General features: G+C 58.1%; 19 protein-coding genes and 1 pseudogene. 17 read left to right on the top strand and 3 right to left on the bottom strand.

Translation table 11 applies throughout. The features are described from left to right. Positions 1–20: 20 nt before the first annotated feature. The 5 genes from LB568_RS06730 (at position 21) to LB568_RS06710 (ending at position 5,326) form a co-directional block, all read left to right on the top strand. Positions 21–956, top strand: a complete 936-nt coding sequence (locus LB568_RS06730) for a carbohydrate ABC transporter permease (RefSeq protein ID WP_224620614.1) — start codon at positions 21–23, stop codon at positions 954–956. A 9-nt stretch (positions 957–965) separates the two neighbouring features. Then, positions 966–1,808: a carbohydrate ABC transporter permease gene (locus tag LB568_RS06725; protein WP_224729655.1), complete on the top strand. Its 843-nt coding sequence runs from the start codon at positions 966–968 to the stop codon at positions 1,806–1,808. Between the two features lie 11 nt (positions 1,809–1,819). Next, positions 1,820–2,884, top strand: coding sequence for an ABC transporter ATP-binding protein (locus LB568_RS33650; RefSeq protein ID WP_224729654.1), 1,065 nt, complete (start codon positions 1,820–1,822; stop codon positions 2,882–2,884). Positions 2,885–2,992: 108 nt separating this feature from the next. Then, positions 2,993–4,498: an aldehyde dehydrogenase family protein gene (locus tag LB568_RS06715; RefSeq protein WP_224620505.1), complete on the top strand. Its 1,506-nt coding sequence runs from the start codon at positions 2,993–2,995 to the stop codon at positions 4,496–4,498. Between the two features lie 18 nt (positions 4,499–4,516). Continuing rightward, positions 4,517–5,326 carry an aspartate dehydrogenase gene (locus LB568_RS06710; RefSeq protein WP_224729653.1) on the top strand — a complete coding sequence of 270 codons (810 nt, stop codon included), beginning with the start codon at positions 4,517–4,519 and terminating at the stop codon, positions 5,324–5,326. A 185-nt stretch (positions 5,327–5,511) separates the two neighbouring features. Here the strand turns inward: LB568_RS06710 and LB568_RS06705 are convergent, their stop codons facing one another. Further along, positions 5,512–6,477 carry a helix-turn-helix domain-containing protein gene (locus LB568_RS06705; protein WP_224620503.1) on the bottom strand — a complete coding sequence of 322 codons (966 nt, stop codon included), beginning with the start codon at positions 6,475–6,477 and terminating at the stop codon, positions 5,512–5,514. 302 nt (positions 6,478–6,779) lie between these two features. On the opposite strand from LB568_RS06705, the gene pcaD reads away from it, so the two are divergent. Genes pcaD through pobA form a run of 6 tightly spaced genes read left to right on the top strand, consistent with a single transcriptional unit; the run spans position 6,780 to position 11,587 of the window. After that, positions 6,780–7,589, top strand: coding sequence for a 3-oxoadipate enol-lactonase (gene pcaD / locus LB568_RS06700; RefSeq protein ID WP_224620502.1), 810 nt, complete (start codon positions 6,780–6,782; stop codon positions 7,587–7,589). Continuing rightward, positions 7,582–7,995, top strand: a complete 414-nt coding sequence (gene pcaC / locus LB568_RS06695) for a 4-carboxymuconolactone decarboxylase (RefSeq protein WP_224620501.1) — start codon at positions 7,582–7,584, stop codon at positions 7,993–7,995. Before pcaD ends, pcaC begins: the two co-directional genes overlap by 8 nt. Beyond that, a complete protein-coding gene (gene pcaH / locus LB568_RS06690; RefSeq protein ID WP_224620613.1) occupies positions 7,985–8,740 on the top strand; it encodes a protocatechuate 3,4-dioxygenase subunit beta in 756 nt (251 codons plus the stop codon). Before pcaC ends, pcaH begins: the two co-directional genes overlap by 11 nt. After that, on the top strand, positions 8,740–9,354 hold the full coding sequence (pcaG, locus tag LB568_RS06685) for a protocatechuate 3,4-dioxygenase subunit alpha (RefSeq protein ID WP_224729652.1): 615 nt from the start codon (positions 8,740–8,742) through the stop codon (positions 9,352–9,354). The genes pcaH and pcaG overlap by 1 nt, the downstream gene beginning before the upstream one ends. Positions 9,355–9,362: 8 nt before the next feature. Continuing rightward, positions 9,363–10,415 carry a 3-carboxy-cis,cis-muconate cycloisomerase gene (locus LB568_RS06680; RefSeq protein ID WP_224729651.1) on the top strand — a complete coding sequence of 351 codons (1,053 nt, stop codon included), beginning with the start codon at positions 9,363–9,365 and terminating at the stop codon, positions 10,413–10,415. Then, positions 10,415–11,587 carry a 4-hydroxybenzoate 3-monooxygenase gene (gene pobA / locus LB568_RS06675; RefSeq protein ID WP_224729650.1) on the top strand — a complete coding sequence of 391 codons (1,173 nt, stop codon included), beginning with the start codon at positions 10,415–10,417 and terminating at the stop codon, positions 11,585–11,587. Before LB568_RS06680 ends, pobA begins: the two co-directional genes overlap by 1 nt. A 569-nt stretch (positions 11,588–12,156) precedes the next feature. Here the strand turns inward: pobA and LB568_RS06670 are convergent. Continuing rightward, on the bottom strand, positions 12,157–12,507 hold the full coding sequence (locus LB568_RS06670) for a hypothetical protein (protein ID WP_224620497.1): 351 nt from the start codon (positions 12,505–12,507) through the stop codon (positions 12,157–12,159). Between the two features lie 192 nt (positions 12,508–12,699). On the opposite strand from LB568_RS06670, the gene LB568_RS06665 reads away from it, so the two are divergent. After that, positions 12,700–14,319 carry a GMC family oxidoreductase gene (locus tag LB568_RS06665; protein WP_224620496.1) on the top strand — a complete coding sequence of 540 codons (1,620 nt, stop codon included), beginning with the start codon at positions 12,700–12,702 and terminating at the stop codon, positions 14,317–14,319. Positions 14,320–14,613: 294 nt separating this feature from the next. Here LB568_RS06665 and LB568_RS06660 read toward each other — a convergent pair. Next, a pseudogene (locus LB568_RS06660) lies at positions 14,614–14,847 on the bottom strand (TetR family transcriptional regulator); the annotation flags it as partial. 371 nt (positions 14,848–15,218) lie between these two features. Here LB568_RS06660 and LB568_RS06655 point away from each other — a divergent pair. The 5 genes from LB568_RS06655 to LB568_RS06635 all read left to right on the top strand — a co-directional run bounded on the left by LB568_RS06655 (position 15,219) and on the right by LB568_RS06635 (position 20,899). Further along, a complete protein-coding gene (locus LB568_RS06655; RefSeq protein ID WP_224620495.1) occupies positions 15,219–16,196 on the top strand; it encodes a cupin domain-containing protein in 978 nt (325 codons plus the stop codon). Positions 16,197–16,204: 8 nt separating this feature from the next. Further along, on the top strand, positions 16,205–17,440 hold the full coding sequence (locus tag LB568_RS06650; RefSeq protein ID WP_224620494.1) for a CaiB/BaiF CoA transferase family protein: 1,236 nt from the start codon (positions 16,205–16,207) through the stop codon (positions 17,438–17,440). 50 nt (positions 17,441–17,490) lie between these two features. Continuing rightward, positions 17,491–18,261, top strand: a complete 771-nt coding sequence (locus LB568_RS06645; RefSeq protein WP_224729649.1) for an alpha/beta fold hydrolase — start codon at positions 17,491–17,493, stop codon at positions 18,259–18,261. A 75-nt stretch (positions 18,262–18,336) separates the two neighbouring features. Continuing rightward, complete coding sequence (locus LB568_RS06640; protein ID WP_224729648.1) at positions 18,337–19,989, top strand: FAD-dependent oxidoreductase; 1,653 nt, start codon at positions 18,337–18,339, stop codon at positions 19,987–19,989. Positions 19,990–20,104: 115 nt separating this feature from the next. Next, complete coding sequence (locus LB568_RS06635; RefSeq protein WP_224729647.1) at positions 20,105–20,899, top strand: enoyl-CoA hydratase/isomerase family protein; 795 nt, start codon at positions 20,105–20,107, stop codon at positions 20,897–20,899. The last annotated feature ends 104 nt before the right edge of the window (positions 20,900–21,003 follow it).

Genomic DNA, 21,003 nt, shown 5'->3' with positions numbered 1-21,003 from the left:
TATGGGGAATCGTCGTGAGCATGACGGATTCAATTTCAACGGCAAAAGTGGGTGGCGATAAGGCGCAGAGGGCAGGGGAGCGCCGCGCCGGCTTATTGCTTCTCACGCCAGCTTTCGTTCTCATGAACGTCGTCGGTTTTTTCCCGATGGTGTATTCGCTTTACATTTCACTGACGGACTACAACCCCTCGCACGGCGGCATTGCTCGCTTTGTAGGCCTGGGAAACTACGCTAAGGCATTTTTTGACCTGCAATATTGGCATGCCCTGGGCCTCACTTTTGTTTTCGTCACACTGAGTGTGACGTCGTCACTGATACTCGCTGTGCTGTTGTCCCTGCTTTTCAATATGCGTTATCCCGGATTCTTCTTGTTACGCACGATCATATTGATTCCGATGTTGATTACGCCAATCGCGGTCGGGATCGTGTGGCGTGTCATGATGATGCCGGATCTCGGAGTGCTCAACTACATTCTAACCGTCATTGGCTTGCAGCCGCAACTTTGGACTTCCTCATCAAGCACCGCGCTCTTGTCAATTGTTCTCGTGGATATTTGGCAATGGACGCCCTTTATGTTCCTTATCGTCTTTGCCGGCATCTCTTCGTTGCCAAAGAGTCCGTTTGAGGCTGCCGCGATCGACGGGGCGGGTGCCATAAGGGTATTTTTCTCGATAACCTTGCCGCTCCTCAAGCCGGTCATCGTTATCGCAACCCTCCTGCGCATCGTGGATGCTTTCCGGACATACGACGCTGCATTCATTATGACACGAGGCGGCCCCGATTTCGCAACCGACCTCGTTAGCGTTTATCTGCAGAGAGTAAACTTCCGAGTTTTTGATCTTGGCTACGGCTCCGCATTGTCGTGGATCACCCTCGTGATCCTGACTGTCATTATTTTGATCTTTACGAAGCTCTCCGGTTTCACACGCATCATTTCCGAAAAAGAAGGCCGGTAGGAGTTGTCAATGTCCGTACATCGAGCCCCTATTGGCCGCTTCTCCAAGATGATCCTTGTCTACATGCTGGCGCTTCTTGCCACAGCCTTTTTTGCTTTCCCAATTTTTTGGATGGTCACTGCCTCTTTGAAAAGCGACCAGAGTATTACAGCGTACCCGCCGGTATGGGTTTTCGCTCCGAGTCTGCAAAACTATGTCAAGCTGGTCGAAGAACTTGACATAATGAAAATGTTCATCAACAGCGCAGTCATAGTAGGCTTGTCCACATGTCTGGCAATGGTCTGCGGAACGCTTGCTGCCTATGCGCTGGCACGGTTCGATATAAGAAACAAACAGTTGATCGCGTTCGAAGTTTTATCAATTCGCATGTTGCCGCCGATCGTTAGCGTTGTTCCGATGTTCATCCTGGCTCGCTGGCTTGGTGTGTTCGATACTTACTGGTTGCTTATCGCCGCATATGCCCTTTCCGGTCTCCCTTTTGTGGTTTGGGTCATGCGCGTCTTCATTCAGGACATTCCGCAGTCAATCGAAGAAGCCGCATTGATCGACGGTTGTTCAAGGCTTGAAGCATTTTGGCGAGTGATGTTGCCCCTGCTTCTGCCGGGACTGGCCGCGACCATGGTCATCGTTTTCATGTTTGCCTGGAACGAGTTTCTCTTGGCGTCGATGCTGACATCGAATGCGGCCAAAACGCTTCCGGTCATAGCGGCAAATACTTTGAACGCAAAATCCATCGCGTGGGGCATGGCCTCAGCGGCGGGGGTCATCATGTCACTGCCTGTCGTCGTGCTTGTTCTGCTGATGCAACGCTATCTTGTTCGCGGCCTGACGCTAGGCGCGGTAAAGGGCTAGAGGAGATTATCGTGGGCATTCAGATCAGGAACGTGCAAAAGCGGTTCGGCGCCGTTACCGTCGTCAATGGAGTGTCGGTTGATATTGCCGATGGTGAGTTTTTCGTCATGCTGGGCGAGTCAGGCTGCGGGAAAACGACCACACTGCGAATGGTCGCAGGGCTAGAATTGCCTACATCCGGCTCCATTCATATTAATGGCAAGGACGTGACCTTTGCAGAGCCCCGCCATCGCGACATCGCGATGGCATTCCAAGACTATGGGCTATACCCGAACATGACGGTCTTCGAGAACATCGCGTTTCCGTTGAAGATTCGTAAAGTGCCACAGGCCGATCGCCGCAGAAAGGTCGAGGAAACGGCCGGTAGGCTCGGGATCGCCGATTACCTTAGCCGCAAGCCCTTTCAGCTTTCCGGTGGTCAACGGCAGCGCGTTTCGCTTGCTCGAGCTCTGGTTCGAAATCCCAAGCTCTTCCTTATGGATGAGCCGCTTTCGAATCTTGACGCTAAGCTTCGCGCAGTCATGAGGACTGAGATCAAGAAGCTTGTCTCCGACCTCGGGATCACGACTATCTATGTAACCCACGACCAGATCGAGGCTATGTCCATGGCCGATCGCATAGCGGTTATGCGGAGAGGCGACATGGTACAGGTCGGATCACCGCTAGAGATCTATGACAGGCCCCTGACGCGCTTTGTGGCGGATTTTATGGGATCGCCACCTATGAACCTTTTTGCTGCATCTCTGAAGAAGCCAGGTCGTCCGACCTGTCAGATACAAGAATTTGTCGACTCTATTCCCGATGAAGAGCAGGCTTTGATCGCGGGTAGACTAGATTCAACAGGTCAGTTCAGCGCCGGCATTCGACCTGAACATTTGAAGCTTGTCCAACCAGGTTCTACCGGCTCCGCGCGTGCGGTCGTCGATTTTGTCGAACCATTGGGTCAGACCACCAACGTATATCTGACGGCGGGGGAAACCCGTTTCATTGCGGTCACAGATCGATGCAATCGGCAGGTGGGTGATGTGGTTGGCGTGTACGCCCCGCCCGAATTCGTGCGTGTTGTAGCCAATTAGCAGCGCTTTCTGTTCTCGGCGGAATGCATTCAGGCAGGTTGTCGAGGCAGCCGGCATTCCGACCTCTGACGATGAGTTACTGGAATTGATTTCCGATGGAGGCCTATCATGCTGCAGACTCAATCGCATCTTTCGCCCCGTATTTACGGCCACTTTATCGACGGCGTGCTGTCTGATCCCTCACAAACTTTGATCGACCGCCATTCACCGGTGAACGGATCACTGCTTGCGCGCTTTTCGGCCGGCACGCCGAAAGATGTTGATGACGCCGTCTCGGCAGCGGTCAGAGCGTTCCATCGCGAGGACTGGGCGGATCTCACTGGCTCCGCCCGCGCAAAATTGCTCAATAAATTTGCCGACCTGATCGCTGACGATGCCGACCATCTCGTCCAGATGGAGGCGGAAGAGGCATCTAAAGCAATAAAGATGTCCGTCCATGAACTGGCAATGGTTGTTGAAATGACCCGTTTTGCGGCCTCGCTTGCGATCACGGCGAAAGGTGAAGCGCATACGCAGTTGGGTCCTGGAGTACTTGGCCTCGTCACGAAAGAACCGTCCGGGGTCGTTGGCATGATCGTACCGTGGAACTTTCCCCTGGTATGCCTTTTCCAGAAACTTCCCTACGCGCTCGCTGCCGGCTGCACTGTGGTTATCAAGCCATCGGAACTGACCTCCAGCACCGCCCTGGAAATCGCGAAGCTGGCGACGAGAGCCGGTATTCCTGCGGGTGTTATCAACGTTGTGACAGGCAACGGTGCGATCGTGGGTGAAGCTCTCACCGGCCACCCGGATGTTTCGATGATCTCGTTCACCGGATCCACTGCCGTCGGACGGCGGATCGGCGCAAAATGTGGCGAGAGCGTAAAACGCGTTGCGTTGGAGCTTGGCGGAAAAGGTGCGAACATCGTGTTTGCCGATGCGGATCTCGACGCCGCACTGGATGGCATCCTTTTTGGTTTTGTCTTCAATCAGGGCGAGGTCTGCGCTGCCGGAGCGCGCTTGATCATTGAGGACAGCATTGCCGATGACTTCGTGTCGAAACTTGCGGAGCGTGCCAAGCTGATCAATGTCGGCCATCCGACGGATGAGCAGGCCGACATGAGTGCGCTTATTCACGAAAGCCACATGCACAAAGTCCTCGCTTATATTGCAGAAGGGCAAAAGGAAGGGGCTGTCGTGATTTGTGGCGGACAGCGTCTTCGCGGCCAGGAGTACGATGACGGCTATTTCATTGGTCCGACGATCCTGACTGAAGTCACGGCAGACATGCGAGTTTTCCGAGAGGAGATATTCGGACCGGTTCTATGCGTCACAAGGTTCAAAAGCCTGGAAGAGGCAATTAACCTTGCCAATCTCACAGAATATGGTTTGGCAAACGGCGTGTGGAGCAAGGACATCGACAAGGTTCTTCTGACCACGCGGAAGCTGAAATCAGGGACCGTTTTTGCCAACACCTATCTGGAGGGGGCCGTGCAGCTGCCGCAAGGTGGCGTCAAGCAAAGCGGTTTCGGCCGTGAGAACGGCCTGGACGCGCTTCATGAATACATGGAGACCAAGCAGACCTACGTGAAGCTGGGCCCCCGTCTACCAATCCTTGCCCACACCATCGCGTAATTCTTCGGAGGATCTGTTTTGCCAAACGATAGAAGGCGCATCGCGGTTATTGGTTTTGGAGCGATGGTACGCAGCTTGCAGGCGTCGTTTCGCAGGTCTGGCAATCATTTTGAAGTTGCAGCGACGCTGGTACCTAGGGAGTTCGCCCCGGCGCCGAGCGAACTGGGCGGGGTGAGGCTCTTCAATGATGTTGCGGACCTGATCGACTGGCATCCCTCACTCGTTGTTGAATGCGCGAGTCACGACGCTGTCCGTGACTTCGTTCCCGCGTTGTTGCGAAAAGGAATCGACACCATCATCGTTTCCGTGGGCAGTCTGAGTGACAAGACGCTGCTGGACAGCCTTGAAGCCGCCGCGACAAAGGGAGGTAGTCGCCTAACTGCAGTATCAGGTGCCATTGGGGGTCTTGATGTCCTGAGATCCGCAAGAAGCGCGGGACTAAGCTCCGTCGCATATACCGGAACGAAACCGCCCAACGCCTGGACGGGTACACCGGCAGCGGATGCAGTTGACTTGGCGTCTCTTTGCCAGCCGACAGTAATATATAAAGGCAATGCGGAGCAGGCTGCACGACTTTATCCCAAAAACGCCAATGTGACCGCTGCGGTCGCCCTCGCTGGCATCGGCTTCGAGGCAACCAGCGTCGTGCTAATTGCAGACCCTAACGCGACTACGAACCTCCATCGAGTAGAGGCGACAGGTGCTTTTGGCAGTTTCTCGATTGAGCTTCAAAACAAGCCTTTGCCTGATAACCCAAAAACATCCTGGTTGGCGGCTTTAAGCATCGAAGAAGCCATTGTTCGGCACTTTAGAGCGATCGATGTTTAGACAGTCTCACTCGCTCGCCGTATAATAGAGTCTGCCGCGCCGCCTGACATTCGCGTCCGGTCCAGGAGCGGCTGCTTGGCAAGCTGAAGTCTCTGTCGTCCATCGAACCTCGGCTGCCAGCGCCGCTCACCACCTTGAAACGTCGAGGTTCGGCTTCGGGTGGTATCTGCACCCTCCCTTGACGCTTAAATCTGATCGACAGGCAGGGCTTGTTCGGCGATCGGGCCTTTGGTTGCCAGCCGACGAAAAGCGATTGGCGATAGGCCCGTGTTCGTAGTGAAAAATCGAGTGAAGTAAGCCGCATCATCATACCCGAGCGTAAAAGAAATTTCCTTTACGCTCAAGTTTGTATTCGCTAAATACGAACGAGCCTGCTCCAAACTGCGCGCCTTTATATTTGAGTGTACGGTTTTACCGGTTGCTTGAACGGAGACCTTATTTAGATTTGAAAACGACATGTTCATTCGGTCAGCATAAAATTGCACATTTTTATGAGTTTTATAATATCTGTCGATAAGTTGCGACAATATTTCAATCTTACTTTTCCCTGCCGGATCGGCGGTATCGCTCGTTTTAACGCCGAACTGAAGCACGTTCCTTTCAGCAACAATCCTTAGAAATTCAACCATAAAAGAAAGGACTGCTGCTTCTCGTGCTATGATATAGGGATATGTCTCCCTGCTGTGCTCGTATATAACGCGTTCTATTGCAGTCAAAACCTCGGGATTTCGATCTCTTTCGATCTGTTCGATAATGGTTATATGTTTGACCAAGTCACTGGCGAGAAATCCCTTCTGAGCTAGTCGATCAAAATACGCAGTGCTAATTGTTATTACATGGCCAAACGTTTTCGTATCGATGTAGGAGTAGAAACCATGCTCCATATTCGGTGGGATCATAACAAGGCTATTGCTGCCAAAATGATGCTGTCCGTCTGGATATATAAGCGTCGATCGTCCCTCGGAAATATAGACGAATTGATACAAATCGACATGCACATGCAAGTCGATATTTGACATTAGGTTGTTGCTTCTAACGAGAATCGACTCTGCATTTGAGAAGATTGATCGACCAAACTCAGGGCTCTCGCCGTAGAGAGAATAGGCTGGCGCGCGGCTTGAGCCATTTACACGCTTCGTTGTTTTCTGCATCGCGATTCACCTCTCAAATCTCAAATTCCAGCATTGCGGGAATGAGGAGAATGTCCAATATGATGTTGGATATTACCATTGCCCGCTTTGAGGGAAAGTGATTTCTTCAACTCAGGCATGGATTGAATGGCTACGTCTTACGCAACCTTTGGTTGTAGATTGTCGACGCTTCAATACATCCGTGAAGCATGTCCTGCGGGCTCCACCGAGTATCCAGGGTGGCCGAAAACGGAGGGCCGCTTAGGGAGACCGGGCGGAAACAGGCATCGCGTTTGTGCACTGTGGGGAGGAGGACCGAAGTCGTGCCATTTGACACCATCGGCGGCATCACGCTGCACCATCGCCACATCAAGGCGGCTGGCAACGCGGGGCCGATCGTGTTCATCAATTCGCTCGGCACCGATTTCCGCATCTGGGACCAGATCCTGTCGAACCTGGACGGGGAAATGCCGCTGCTGGTCTACGACAAGCGCGGCCACGGGCTCTCCGATAACAGCGACATCAGGTCGATCGACGATCATGTCGATGATCTCTCGCACCTCATAGATCATTTCGGGCTGGACAAGGTCGTGCTGTGCGGCCTGTCGGTCGGCGGTCTGATCGCGCAAGGGTTTTATATCAGGCACCCTAACATGGTCGAAGGCTTGATCCTGTGCGACACGGCACACAAGATCGGCACGGCCGAGAGCTGGAACACGCGAATTTCGGCCGTCGAGCGCGACGGCATCGAGGCGATCGCAGACGGCGTAATGAAAGTGTGGTTCACGCCGAATTTCCGTGACGCGCGCGCTGCCGACCTTGCTGGATACCGCAACATGCTGACTAGGCAGGCGCTGCCTGGCTATGTCAAAACCTGCATGGTGGTCCGCGACGCTGATTTCACCCACGCGACACACCGCATCGCCATACCGACGCTCTGCGTCGCTGGCGACCAGGATGGCTCCACGCCTCCCGATCTTGTTCGCTCGTTGGCCGAGATGATCCCCGGTGCGCGCTTCGAGATCATCCGCGAAGCCGGACACATTCCCTGCGTCGAACAGCCTGAAGCACTGACCGCCTTGATCCGCGATTTTGTCGCATCACTTGCCCCTGGAGCAGAAACCCATGGATGAAGTCCCCGGCAACTCAGCCAGATATCGCAGTGGCCTCGCAATCCGTCGGTCCGTGCTCGGCGACCGCCATGTCGACCGAGCCGCGAATGCCGCCACCGATTTCGACCGGCCGTTCCAGAGCCTGATCACCGAGGCGGCTTGGGGAACCGTGTGGGCGCGACCTGGTCTGTCCAGACGCGAGCGCTCGATCGTGACGTTGGCGCTGCTGGCGGCGCTCGGTCACGATGAAGAGGTCGCCATGCATGTGCGCGCCACCGCCAACACTGGGGCGTCACGCGACGATATCTGCGAAGCGTTCCTGCATGTCGGGATCTATGCCGGCGTACCGGCGGCCAACCGTGCCTTCAAGATCGCCAAGGGGGTATTTTCGGAAATGGACGAAAGCCAGAATGTCCATGCCCGCTAACCCCGGTTCGAACCGGACGCCGGAGACCGGCGCCTTCTTCCAGCGCGACCGGAGCTGGCATCCGCCGGCGCTGACGCCGGACTACAAGACCTCGGTGCTGCGCTCGCCGCAGAAGGCGCTGCTGGCTTTCGACAACACGGCGTCTGAGATCACCGGTCCGGTGTTTGGCCACGCCATCCTCGGCGACCTGGACGCCGACCTGATCCACAATTTCGCAGGACCTGGCGAAAGCGCCATCGGCGAGCGCATCATCGTCCATGGGCGTGTGCTCGATGAGCGCGGCGTTGGCGTTCCCGGCGTGCTGCTCGAATTCTGGCAGGCCAATGCCGGAGGCCGCTACCGCCACAAGAAGGACGGCTATCTCGCCCCGCTCGACCCGAATTTTGGCGGCTGCGGCCGCACCATAGCAGGCGGGGACGGCGGCTACGCCTTTCGCACCGTCAAGCCCGGTCCCTATCCCTGGCCGAACGGCCCCAATGACTGGCGCCCGGCACACATCCATTTCTCGGTTTTCGGCCATGGCTTTGCGCAGCGGCTGATCACGCAGATGTATTTCGAGGGGGACCCGCTGATCTGGCGGTGCCCGATCGTGCGCGGCATCCGCGACAAGGCGGCGATCGAAACGCTGGTTGCCGCGCTCGACATGCAGGCGACGATCCCGTTCGACGCGCGCGCCTACAAGTTCGATATCGTGTTGCGCGGACGCCGTGCCTCGCTGTTCGAAAACCGGCCGGAGGGCAATTGATGGCGCAGTCGCTCAGCCGGCTCAAGGAAAGTCCTTCGCAGACCGCCGGACCCTACGTCCATATCGGGCTGACGCCGAATTTCTGCGGCATTAGCGGCGTCTATGCAGCCGACCTCGGCGCTACCATGGTCAACGACAAGACCAAGGGCGAGCGAATCGGTCTCAAGATCCGGGTGCTCGACGGCACCAGCACGCCGCTCAAGGATGCGTTGATCGAGATCTGGCAAGCCGATGCCGACGGGCTGTACAATTCGCCCGCCGAATTGCGCGGTGCCGCCGATCCGAATTTCCAGGGCTGGGGCCGCTGCCCGACCGACATGGAAACGGGCCTGTGCGATTTCGAAACGATCAAGCCCGGCCGCGTGCCGTACCAGGACGGGCGACTGATGGCGCCGCATGTCAGCCTTTGGATCGTCGCTCGTGGCATCAACATCGGCCTGCAGACGCGGCTGTATTTTTCCGATGAGGCGCAGGCCAATGCGCAGGATCCTATCCTGGCGTTCATTGAGCACCGCGTTCGCGTGCCGACACTGATCGCCGAGCGCCAGGACAACACTTACGTCTTCGACGTCCATCTCCAGGGCGACAAGGAGACGGTCTTCTTCGACAGCTGACCGGCACCATGACCGTATCGCCTTTCGATCATCCGCTGCTTTCCAGCCTTCTCGGCGACGAGGAGACCGCCAGGCATTTTTCTGTCGAAGCAGAAATCGCCGCGGCGTTGGCATTTGAGGGCGCGCTGGCGGAGGCGGAGGCCGACAACGGTATTGTCGGCCTGGACGCCGCCGCAGCGATCGTTGCGGCGCTGAACTTGTTCAGGCCGGACACAGGCTTGCTACGTGCCGGCGTGGCGAAGGATGGCGTCATGGTTCCGGAACTGGTGCGCCAGATCAGGGCGGCGGTCGGCGAACCGCACGGCGCTTCCGTTCATTTCGGTGCAACCAGCCAGGATGTCATCGACACGGCGCTGGTGCTGCGGCTGAAGTCTGTGGTCGACCATCTCAGTCTGCTGCTGACCGAAAACATCGTGCGCCTTTCGGCGCTCGATGAGCGTTTCGGGGGCAGAGCGCTGACCGGAATGACGCGGATGCGGCCGGCGATCCCTATTCGAGCGCTGGATCGCGTAGCCACATGGCTGGCGCCGCTGCTGCGTCATCAGCAAAGATTGTCGGACCAGTCCGCACGTCTGCTTGTGGTTCAGTTCGGTGGTGCCGCCGGCACGCTGGAAAAGCTTGGCGGCAAGGGGCCGGCCGTGCGTGCCGCACTTGCCGCAAAACTCGGCCTTGCCGATGCGCCGCAATGGCAGTGCCAGCGCGACACCCTTGCGGATTTTGCCGGCTGGCTGTCGCTGGTGACCGGCAGCCTCGGCAAGTTCGGCCAGGACATTGCGCTGATGGCGCAAAGGGGCACCGAAATCGCGCTATCGGGCGGTGGCGGCTCGTCGGCCATGCCGCACAAGCAGAACCCGGTGAAGGCCGAAGCGCTGGTGGCGCTCGCCCGCTTCAACGCCACGCAGCTTTCCGGCATGCATCAGGCGCTGGTGCATGAGCAGGAGCGCTCGGGCGCGGCCTGGACGCTGGAATGGCTGCTGCTGCCGCAGATGGTCGTCGCCACCGCCGCGTCATTGCGGCTGGCCACCGAACTGGCCGCGCAGATCGAAAACCTGGGGCACTGATGCGTACACAAGTCGTCATCGTCGGTTCGGGACCGTCCGGCCTGTTGCTCGGACAGCTGCTGGCCGGCATCGGTGTCGAAACCGTCATCCTCGAGCGTTCGAGCCGCGAGCATGTGCTTTCCCGCGTGCGCGCCGGTGTGCTCGAGCAGGGCACGGTGGAATTGCTGCAGGAGGTGGGCGCCGCGGCACGGCTGCGCGCCGAGGGGCTGCCGCACACAGGGTTCTCGCTGGCTTTCAACGACGGCCTGCACCGCATCGACCTCGAGGCTTTGACTGGCGGCAGGCATGTCACCGTCTACGGCCAGACCGAAGTGACGCATGATCTGATGGACAAGCGCGATGCGGCAGGACTGACCACGATCTACGAGGCGGCAAACGTTGCGCTCCATGGTTTCGACGGTGACGCACCTTTCGCCACCTACGACAAGGGCGGCGTCACCGATCGCATCGACTGCGATTTCATCGCCGGTTGTGATGGCTATCACGGCGTCAGCCGCAAATCGGTGCCGGAGCGCGCGCTGAAGACGTTCGAGCGGCAATATCCGTTCGGTTGGCTCGGCGTGCTGGCCGAAGTGCCGCCGGCCGACTACGAACTGGTCTACGCCAACCACGAGCGCGGTTTTGCGCTGTGCTCGATGCGGTCGACGCACCGCAGCCGCTACTATGTGCAATGTCCTCTCGACGACCAGGTCGTGGCGTGGTCGGACGACCGCTTCTGGGAAGAGTTGCGCCGCCGCTTGCCGCCGCAGACAGCGGCTGCGGTCACCACAGGTCCATCCTTCGAGAAATCGATCGCGCCGCTGCGCTCCTTCGTTGCCGAGCCGCTGCGCTTCGGCCGGCTTTTCCTGGTTGGCGACGCCGCCCACATCGTGCCGCCGACGGGCGCCAAGGGCCTCAACCTCGCTGCCAGCGACGTGCGCTATCTGTTTTCAGGCCTAAGCGATTTCTATGTCGAGAAATCGCGCGCCGGCATCGATGCCTATTCAGGCAAGGCGCTGGCGCGGGTGTGGAAAGCCGTGCGCTTTTCCTGGTGGATGACGACGATGCTGCACCGCTTCCCTGATACGGGCGACTTCGGCCAGCGCATCCAGGAAGCCGAGCTGGACTATCTCGTGCATTCGCAAGCGGCGTCGACGGCGCTGGCCGAGAATTATGTCGGCCTGCCTTACTAGGGCGTGCCGATATTCAGGTGAGGCCGGCCTGCAAAGGAGGCTTCCTGCGCTTCGGGTGCTGACATGTGGACGTATTTGGACCCGCCCAATTGCTATAGAGCGGCTGGATCGGGAACGTTGGTTACAACTGCAGACGTATATCAGGCTTCCTGATGCGTCTGGAAAGGTGTCGCCCGAGCCCGATCGATTTTCGCGCGCTTCCACCCAATAGCTCCTAGACATCTGGACCCATCTCCAGTTCATGTCGCGGCATCCGGCGACACCATCTCCACCGGCACCCGCGCTCCGCGTCGGGCCGGGCACGGAGGCTCTTGAGCACATTGTCCAAGCCTTAGCTGGATTTTACCATTGTTGCCGGCAATGGATGGTGAGCATGTCGCGACACAGGATATGTCGCCGCACACTTTTTTCGGAGATACAGTGTCGCGATCGCTTTTTTGCTTGAGACGCGCACAGAAATGCAGCCCCTGAAGAGACGCTCTCGGCACCTGGGCGCCAGCGCTCCGCAAATCGTTCTCGACCAGAACTGCCGTCGAGCTTATCGGGCTCCTCGGCCAGCTCACAAACGTTTATCTCGCCTCTGGGACTGCCATTGCATCATGGTGACGGATCGTTCTAGCCTCCACGTCGGCCAGGAAGTCGACGTGACCGCGCCTCAGGAATTCGTCCGGTTCATCACCGATTAAAGCAGTATTTTTGCGGGAGGAATCCTTCGTGAATTCGCTGAGCTCATTGAACCCGCCGCCCTTATACGGACATTTCATCAACGGCCGGTTCACAGCACCCTCGAAGAGGCTCGGCGCGAGATTTTCATTCGCCGACGGTCGCCCGCTTCCGTGTTTTTCCTCGGGCAAGGCCGAGGACACTGACATCGCGGTCGTAGCGAGCAGCGCCTTCAAACGTGAGAGCGGGGCAGCCATGACGGGGTCTTCGCGTGCCGCCCCGCTGCACAGGTCTCACGGACTTGATATGCCAAAACGCCGAGTGCCTTATCAGGGTCGAGGGCGCCGCCGCCTTGGCGGGAGCCGACTTTCACGACGCGCAGTCATACCCGTGGCCGAACGCGCCGCGCGGGACGCAAGCAAATTTCAAAATGCACAGGCGAGGCAACCATGAACGTGACAAGTGCTGACGACGATACCTATGACGTGCTGATTATCGGCGCCGGGCCTTCCGGTGCCATCACCGCGCATGCGGTGGCCGGCGCCGGCTTCAAGGTCATATGCCTTGAGCAGGGCGACTACGCACTTCCGTCGGACTATCCGGCAAACTTCGATATGTGGGAGTTGGTGGCGCGTGGCCACTGGCAGGCCGAGCCCAACCGCCGCCGTAATCCTGCGGACTACCCGCTGGAGGTGTCCGACACCGACCTCGCCCCTTCAATGTACAGCGCCGTAGGCGGATCCACCATTCATTTCAGCGCCCTTTGGGCACGCCTCGCCCCTTCCGACTTTCGCGTGCGCACGTTGGACGGGGTAGCGAGCGACTGGCCGATAAGCTACGAAACCCTCTCTCCTTTCCATGACAAGGTGGACGACTTCATCGGGGTATCCGGACTGGAGGGTGATCCCGCCTATCCTGAGGGCTACGCTCCCAAGATGCCCCCGCTGCCTCTGGGAAAGTTCGGCAGGAAGGCTGCCGAAGCGATGAATGCACTGCAGTGGCACTGGTGGCCCCATGCAAACGCGATCCCTAGTCAAAAGATCGGCTCCCTTGCCGCCTGTGCCCGTTGGGGCACCTGCACCCAGGGCTGCCCCGAGGGAGCTAAGGCATCCTTTGATCTGGCTTACTGGCCCAGTTCCATCAAGGCCGGTGCCAAATTGGTCACCGGCGCGCGCGTGTCCAAAATCACCACCGACGCGGGCGGCGCGGCGACCGGCGCCACGTGGATTTCCAAGGGTGAAGAACGCCATACCAAGGCCAAACAGGTCGTCGTCTGCGCCAACGGCATCGGCACCCCGAGGCTGCTCCTGCTGTCGGCAAGCGAACGTCATCCCCAAGGACTGGCCAATTCGTCGGGTCTCGTCGGCAAGAACCTGATGCTGCACCCGAACTGCGCCGTCATTGGATACTACGACGAAGAACTCGAATCGTGGCGCGGGCCGGCGGGTTCCGCGGCCAGTTCCATGCAATTCTATGAAACGGATCGCTCGCGGGGTTTCATGCGCGGCAGCAAGATGCATGCCTGCCCCACGCCGGGATTGCTGTTCAACGGCGTGGACCCGCACAGACTTCTGCCTTTCGAGGATTTGTGGGGCCCGAGTTTCCATCAAGTTATCCGTGACGCGAGAAACGCGATTTTCTGGGCGGCGAACATAGATGACCTTCCCGAGGAAAGTAACCGAGTCACCCTCGACCCCAGTCTTCGCGATAGTGACGGCATTCCGGCACCTAAAATAAGCTATCGATATAGCGAGAACACGCTGAAGATCCGTGACTTTACCGTGGCTCGTATGTCCGAGATCCACCGGGCCGCCGGAGCTAAGAAAACCATCGAGATAAATGACCTGCAAGGGGAGCCCGGTCATCTTCTCGGGACCGCCAGGATGGGAAGCGACCCCAAAACGTCCGTTGTGGATGAATACGGCAGGGCGCACGACGTGCCGAACCTGACTATCTCGGACGGAAGCATCTTCGTCACCGGGGGCGCGGCAAACCCCACCAGCACCATTGCGGCGCTGGCGCTCCGCAATGCCGAGAAACTCGTTCAGACCTTGTTGGAAGCCAATTGAAATGAACAACAGCCAGTCCATCGTCAAACGGGAGCGGCTGTCGGTGTCAACACCGAAGCCGGTTCGCGCGCCGCCTTTTCTCCGGAGGAAATCCGTACGCTTGGGATTTTCGCCCATACCCTGCCTAAACCCGAGCTCAACTACCTACGCTGCAAAGCAACCCTCCCGGTCTGTTCGACGCGGCCGATCAACTCTTCGATGGCAAGCAAAGTGCGCACTCAGGCGAAGCAAAGTTCCCGCTCGCACAAGACGGCTGGCGATCCGCCGGTCAAAACCGACGAATGAGATCGGACCCAGCGGTTCAACGAAGCGTTGGCCCTGACCTGAAAACTCGGCGAAGGGGCTGCGCTCGGCGATGAACTATGCCGAGATCGCGCTGCCGTAACGGTTCGCGCAGGATTTCGCGGCCCACTTCGTCGCGATCGAAGACATGTCCTCCTTGCGGGGGAGGTGATTGAACACGGTCATCCGCCCGACGTCGGCGGCCGCGATGTCGTCCCGCGTCACATGTTCGACGCCCCGCTTCAGTAGAGCGACCCTTTGATAATACCAGTCGACATGCAAATGCACCTCGATGTCGGTGGTCAGATCTGCCTCTGACCATTGCCTGCCGCATTGAGCAAAAAGTCCAGCTATTTATTGGATTTTACCATTGTTCCCACCCGAGTTAAATGGTGTTCTTGGCCTGCCTTTGCGGCAACAGGCGGAAAGTAACTCACGGCACCTGCAGAGCTGCGCGCGAAAAAGTTCGGCTCAATTCGAACGTTGTTCTCTATCCGCCAATCGTAGCGAAAGTACCCTTGTTGAGGAAATTTGGAAGTCGGCGATGCCCGGCGAGACTGGTCGGATAAGTCGATTTGGCAAGATTTTAAAGCACCGTCTAGGACAAGTGGAGCACCATGCAGAATACGGTTCCGTTTAAGGTCAGCACGAAGGCGCCAGTTGAAGCAGTACTCGTAGCAGCGAACGAGGGGACGCCGGTGGGCCTCGGCTCCGAAGACGGCGGCTCGGCGCTGGTAAAGGTATCGCCAATTAGTCACAAATACACTCACTTCGCCGTCGTGGGTGTGGATTTGCCGAAAGGCGGGCACCTCCGTTCGCGGGCCTATGAACTGAACGAGCGATTGGTTATCTGTTTTTCCGGGAAAGGTCGGGTGTTTTGCGGCGGCAAGCAGCACGCGGTCTCCAAGGGCACATTCATGTTCTGGGGCCGCGGCGTCGCCGTGAAAGTGGAGCAGGAGGGCGAAGAGCCGCTTCGCTTCTCCGTGATCTCCTTCCCCCCTGGCCCGGACTCTCGTTTTGATCTCTTCCCGGTGGGTGGAAATGGCGCCGAGGCTTCGAAGAAGTCGGCAGCTATGTTGGGCGTCGACGATGGCGACGCCGCGAACGGCGACTTTGACGGTCATTTTATCATCGTGCAGGACGATGAGGGGGAAGAGTACTGGCAAGCTGCACCCAGCCTGGGTTACGTCAGCATCATGATTGCCGCACCTGCTTTGCCTCTGACCTATTTCTGTGCGGCATCGCAGCTCCTGGAGCCTGGCGCCAACGTCCGGCACCACGGTCACGTGATGTCCGAGGAGATCGTGATCGTTACCCACGGTAAGGGCCTCGCAATTTTGGGCGATGTCGCATACCCGATCGCCGAGGGCGATTTGATCGTTTTGCCCCCGACCTTGATGCACCACTTCGTCAACAACGGTACGGAACCGCTGAAATATGGCGGGGTCTTTCTGCCCCCCAGCGTTGAGGGGGCCTTGAGGGAGACGGGAGTGCGTAAGCTTCCCGGTGCGGAAAGGCCGGCGGCAATTCCTCGCAATCCAACGACGGAAAGACTTCTCGTAGAGAAGTACGGGTTTATCATCCCCGGCATCTGAGTTCCGAGTTGAGCATCGTCATCCGCAGTCTTGAAAGGGACAACTCCATGGCGCTTCCATTAGACGGCATTCGCATCTGTGATCTGTCCCAGATCATGTTTGGGCCGTGTGGCACCCAAGTGCTTGGCGATTTTGGCGCCGATATCATCAAGATCGAGAAACCCGGTCTGGGGGACATCAGTCGGGCGATCGACCGTCATCGCCCGAACAAGGATGACGAGAGCTGCAACTTCATGGCGATGAACCGAAACAAGAGAAGTTTGGCACTCGACATGAAGACTGAGGAGGGTAGGGAGATCCTCCGGAAGATCGCCAGAGAATCCGACGTCTTCGTCCATAATTTCCGGCCGGGCGTCATCGAGCGTCTTGGATTGGGTTATGAGGATATCCGTAAGGACAACGATCGGATCATCTACGTCGAGGGCTCGGGGTTTGGCACGACCGGTCCTCTGTCGCAGAAGGGGGGGATGGACTTCGTGGCCCAGGCTCTCGCCGGCGTCGCGCACGACAACAAGGATCCAAGCGGAAAGCCGCAGCTGTTTCCTGTTTCGGCGGCGGACTTCTCCGCTGGAATGATCCTCGTCCAAAGCGTTCTTCTGGCACTCCTTCATCGTGAACGAGCGGGTCGGGGGCAGAAAATCGAGATCAACCTGCTCGACGTATTTCTGGTCATGCAGCAGCAGGAGGTCACGCAGAAGCTCCGCACGGGCCACGACTTCAATCCGCTCGAGTCAGACCCCATGGACATTTTCGCCGCATCCGACGGGTTTGTTGCGGTCATAGCGGTGCTGAGGCCCAATCCGGTTTCTGATATCTGCCAGGCCCTGGAAATACCCGACATCACGTCCGATCCCGAATTCGCCACGCTGGCACAGCAGATGGCGAACAGAACCGAATACAGACGGCGCATGAGCGAGGGGTTCAGCAAGTTCACGACAGAAGAGTGCCTGACGCGACTCGACAGGGTGGATATTCTGTGCAGTCCGGTTCTCCCGCTTGGCGAGACGCTTAAGCATCCTCAAGTGAAGGAAAACAATATCCTCATAGAGCTCGACCATCCCAAACACGGACTTCTTCGTACGGTGGGTAACGCCATCAAGTCCTCGGAATTTCCACAGATCGCGTTGAAGCCGCCGCCGTTGTTGGGACAGCACTCCGAAGAGATTTTGGCTGAGTACGGCTATTCCCAGGATCAGATCGGCCAGTTGATCGAAAAGAAGGTGGTCGATACCCAACGGGCCTGATTCGCGTAGCGATCAGGTCAGAGGCCCCAACGACACGGTGAGATCTAACAATGGTACTGGCTTACAATCGTGAAGGAACCGGCGCCCGGGCGATCTTGCTTGTGACGGGCCTCGGCGGGCATGCAAGCTTTTGGAACGCCCATCGGCCCAAACTGGCAGAACGCTTCACGGTCCTGAGCTTCGACCAGCGAGGCTGCGGCGCCAATCGAGCGCGGGAAGGCGTACACACCCTCCGGGAAATTGTCGGAGATGGAATCGACATTCTCGCCGACGCGGAAGCCAGCAAGGTCACCGTAGTGGGACATTCGATGGGGGGGGTCATCGCCCAGTGCCTGGTGCTCGATCATCCCGAGCTTTTTGAGGCGGCGGTCTTCAGCGGGACGTTCTGCGCTTTCGACAGATATATGGAATTCATAAACGACCTGCGGCAACGCGTGCTTGACGCGGCCGGCACGGTGACTTGTGGCCATCTTTCTGCGATCCTTGCGATGCCCGGTGGCGACGTCCTCGATCCGAATTATGATCTTATGGGTCGTATCCAGAATGTCACCCAAAGCATGGCGGATGAGGTCTTGTCCGCCCGGATGAGGGCACCCTACAAGTTCGATCGGCGAGAAGAATTACGCAGCGTCGAACTGCCTAGTTTGGTGATCGGTGCGTCGGACGACATGCTCGCTGCCGAATATCAATCCCGCGAGATCGCGGCTCTCATCAAAGGCGCCAGGTTGGAGATAATGAACGGCGGTCATTTTTTTCCCAACACGCGCCCGCAAAGATATTGGGAAATACTGGAAGGCTTCCTTCAATCCACCGATCGATAGCGCTCGCACAATCGTGGATTGAAGCTCGGCAAGGCAAGTTCCAAAGCTGGAACTTGTAACCGGTAAGGAGCGTGCATGTATGCGCTGATGAACATCTATTTTGCGGACCCTGTCCCGCCGGAAAGTAACGTCACGGACGTGATCGTTGTCGGCTCCGGCGCTGCCGCCCTTACCGCAGCGTTGACCGTGGCTGTTGCAGGAAAGACAGTTCGTATCATCGAGAAGACGGATGTGCTCGGCGGCACGAGTGCCATGTCTGGTGGAATGACCTGGCTTCCCGTCAATCACTACGCCGAACGGGCCGGTTTGTCGGACAGCTTCGCCGAGGCTCTCGCCTATATGCGGGCCGCCTCTCCCAAAGGATGGCAGGAAACGGAAGACGAGCTGTGGAAAAGCCAGATCGAAAACGGCCCGCAGATGCTCAAGCTGGTCGAGGCCCACAGTCCGCTGAGGTTCAGCCTAACCCAGATACCGGACCCCTTCGAGGAGTGCGAAGGCGCAAAATCGAGCAGAATTCTTGCGGTTGAGCCCCTTAGCAAAGCGATTCTCGGTTGGTGGCGCAGCCGCGTACGGCGGTCAACCTTGCCGCAGAGGCTCACCTTCCAGGAAACCGTGGACGCGAAGCTGGACCGTCATCCCATCCTCGGCATGCTTCAATCGCTGCCCCTGCTGTTTCGACGATGGTGGTCGGACTCAATGGCCCAGGGAAACGGCTTGATCATCGGCCTGCTCAAGGGCTGCCTGGACCAAGGCTGCCTGATCGAACTGTCCACCCGCGCGATGACGCTCAAAACCGATGACGCCGGCGTGGTGACGGGCGTTCAGGTGGAGCGGTACGGTGCGCTTCACACCTTTGAGGCGCGTAGCGCAGTGGTGCTGGCGACAGGCGGCTTCGAATGGGATGCGCAGATGCTGGCCACCTACTTTCCCAGCGAGGTAGACTTCAAAAGCTCGCCGAGCAGCAATGAAGGTGACGGACACAAAATGGCGCAGGCTGTCGGTGCAGTTTTCGCCCACATGGATCAGGGCAATATCGTCATTCAGCCCCCCGTCACCTATGAGGGCGAGTTACACGGACTTCCCTTGAGAATACACGCGGAGCCTGATGCTATCATCGTGGACAGATACGGGCGTCGTTTTGCGAGCGAGTACGAGTTTTGGGTGTACGATCGCATCATGGACAGAAACGAAGCGGGAGAGCTCATCCACCAACCTGCATGGGTCATCAGCCACTGGCCTATGGTTAAACGGACGCCATTGATCCGGTGGTACCGCCGGTACAAACGTGATTGGCTTCTCAAAGCGTCGTCGATAGAGGAATTGGCTGAGCGGACCAAACTGCCCGTTCAGAACCTGAAGGACACGGTGGAGCGTTTCAACGGTTTCGCGCGCACCGGACGGGATCTCGATTTCAAGCGCGGGACTTCGAATACCTACGAGAGAAAGCTTGCGGAGAACTTGGGGCTGATGGAGGAGATCGATACTCCGCCTTACGTCGCCTACCGGTTCAGACCCTCCTTGCTCGGTACCAAGGGCGGAGTGCGCACAAATGCCCGGGGTCAGGCGCTCCGCGCCGACGGCACCGTCATTCCGGGGCTTTACTGCGCCGGCAACGTGATGGCCAGCCCGACCGGTGCGCGCACGCCGAGCCAGGTCGGTACCACCCTCGGCCCGTACATGACATGGGGCTTCATCTGCGGCCAAACTATCCTCCAAAGCAACCGCTGATGCGCACAATGGTACCTAGCCCAGCATTCGAACCTTTTATTGCCCTGAATGCCCCCGGCATTACAGGAATTCATGAACGCTCTAAACAATCGTGCTCGGAAGAACTGGAGAATTCATGACTTTAGCGGACAATCATTCTGCCAAGGTGATACTGGAGCGCCCGGCCGAGTACGTCGCCTTGATAAGGTTCGACCGGCCCGAAAAAAAGAATGCGCTGCACAGTTCCATGATCGTTGAGCTGGGTCGCCTGCTTACACAACTGGAAACCGACAACTCCGTTCGTTGTGTCGTCATCACCGGTTCGGATTCAAGCTTCGCGGCCGGCGCGGATATCAAGGAAATGGTGGCGTTCGGGCCTATGGCGGTGGCGAACAGTCCGGCCAGGGTAGCCGCGTGGCGGGCGATCGAGTTCTTCGGCAAGCCTCTTATCGCGGCGGTGAACGGTATTGCGTTCGGTGCCGGATGCGAACTTGCAATGGTGTGCGATTTCATCGTCGCCGGCGACAACGCCGAATTCGGGCAACCCGAGATCAAGATCGGCGGCATGGCAGGCGACGGAGGAACTCAGCGACTTCCGCGCAAGCTGTCGCCCAATCTGGCGTCCTACATGCTCCTGACGGGTGAGCCCATCAATGCCGAGCGGGCCCTTCAATTCGGATTTGCGGTGGAAGTGTGCACGGTGGCCGACACCGTTCCTCGCGCCGTGCAAATTGCGGCGACGATCGCGCAGCGTGCCCCTGCCGCAGTGCGTGCAACGAAGGCCTGCATCCGAACTGCAGTCGGCGCCACGGCCGAAAACGGCCTTGCGTTCGAGCAAAGCGCTATCGCCCGTCTGACCATGACGGACGACTCCAAGGAGGGCATGCTCGCGTTTACGGAGAAGCGCCCGCCGGACTTTACCGGGACCTGACCTAATCGAGCAGGCACTTGAGAGCCGGAACAGGATGGTTCTTCGCTAGGTGAGATTCATCTCCCGCAACGGCGAACGGTTCGTTGCTGCCGATCCAGACGGTG

Origin of the sequence: Mesorhizobium sp. B263B2A (assembly GCF_020165775.1) — a bacterium.
Lineage (GTDB): Bacteria > Pseudomonadota > Alphaproteobacteria > Rhizobiales > Rhizobiaceae > Mesorhizobium > Mesorhizobium opportunistum.
The sequence above is the reverse complement of the archived record's forward strand: the minus strand, read 5'-3'. Positions and strand labels throughout refer to the sequence as shown.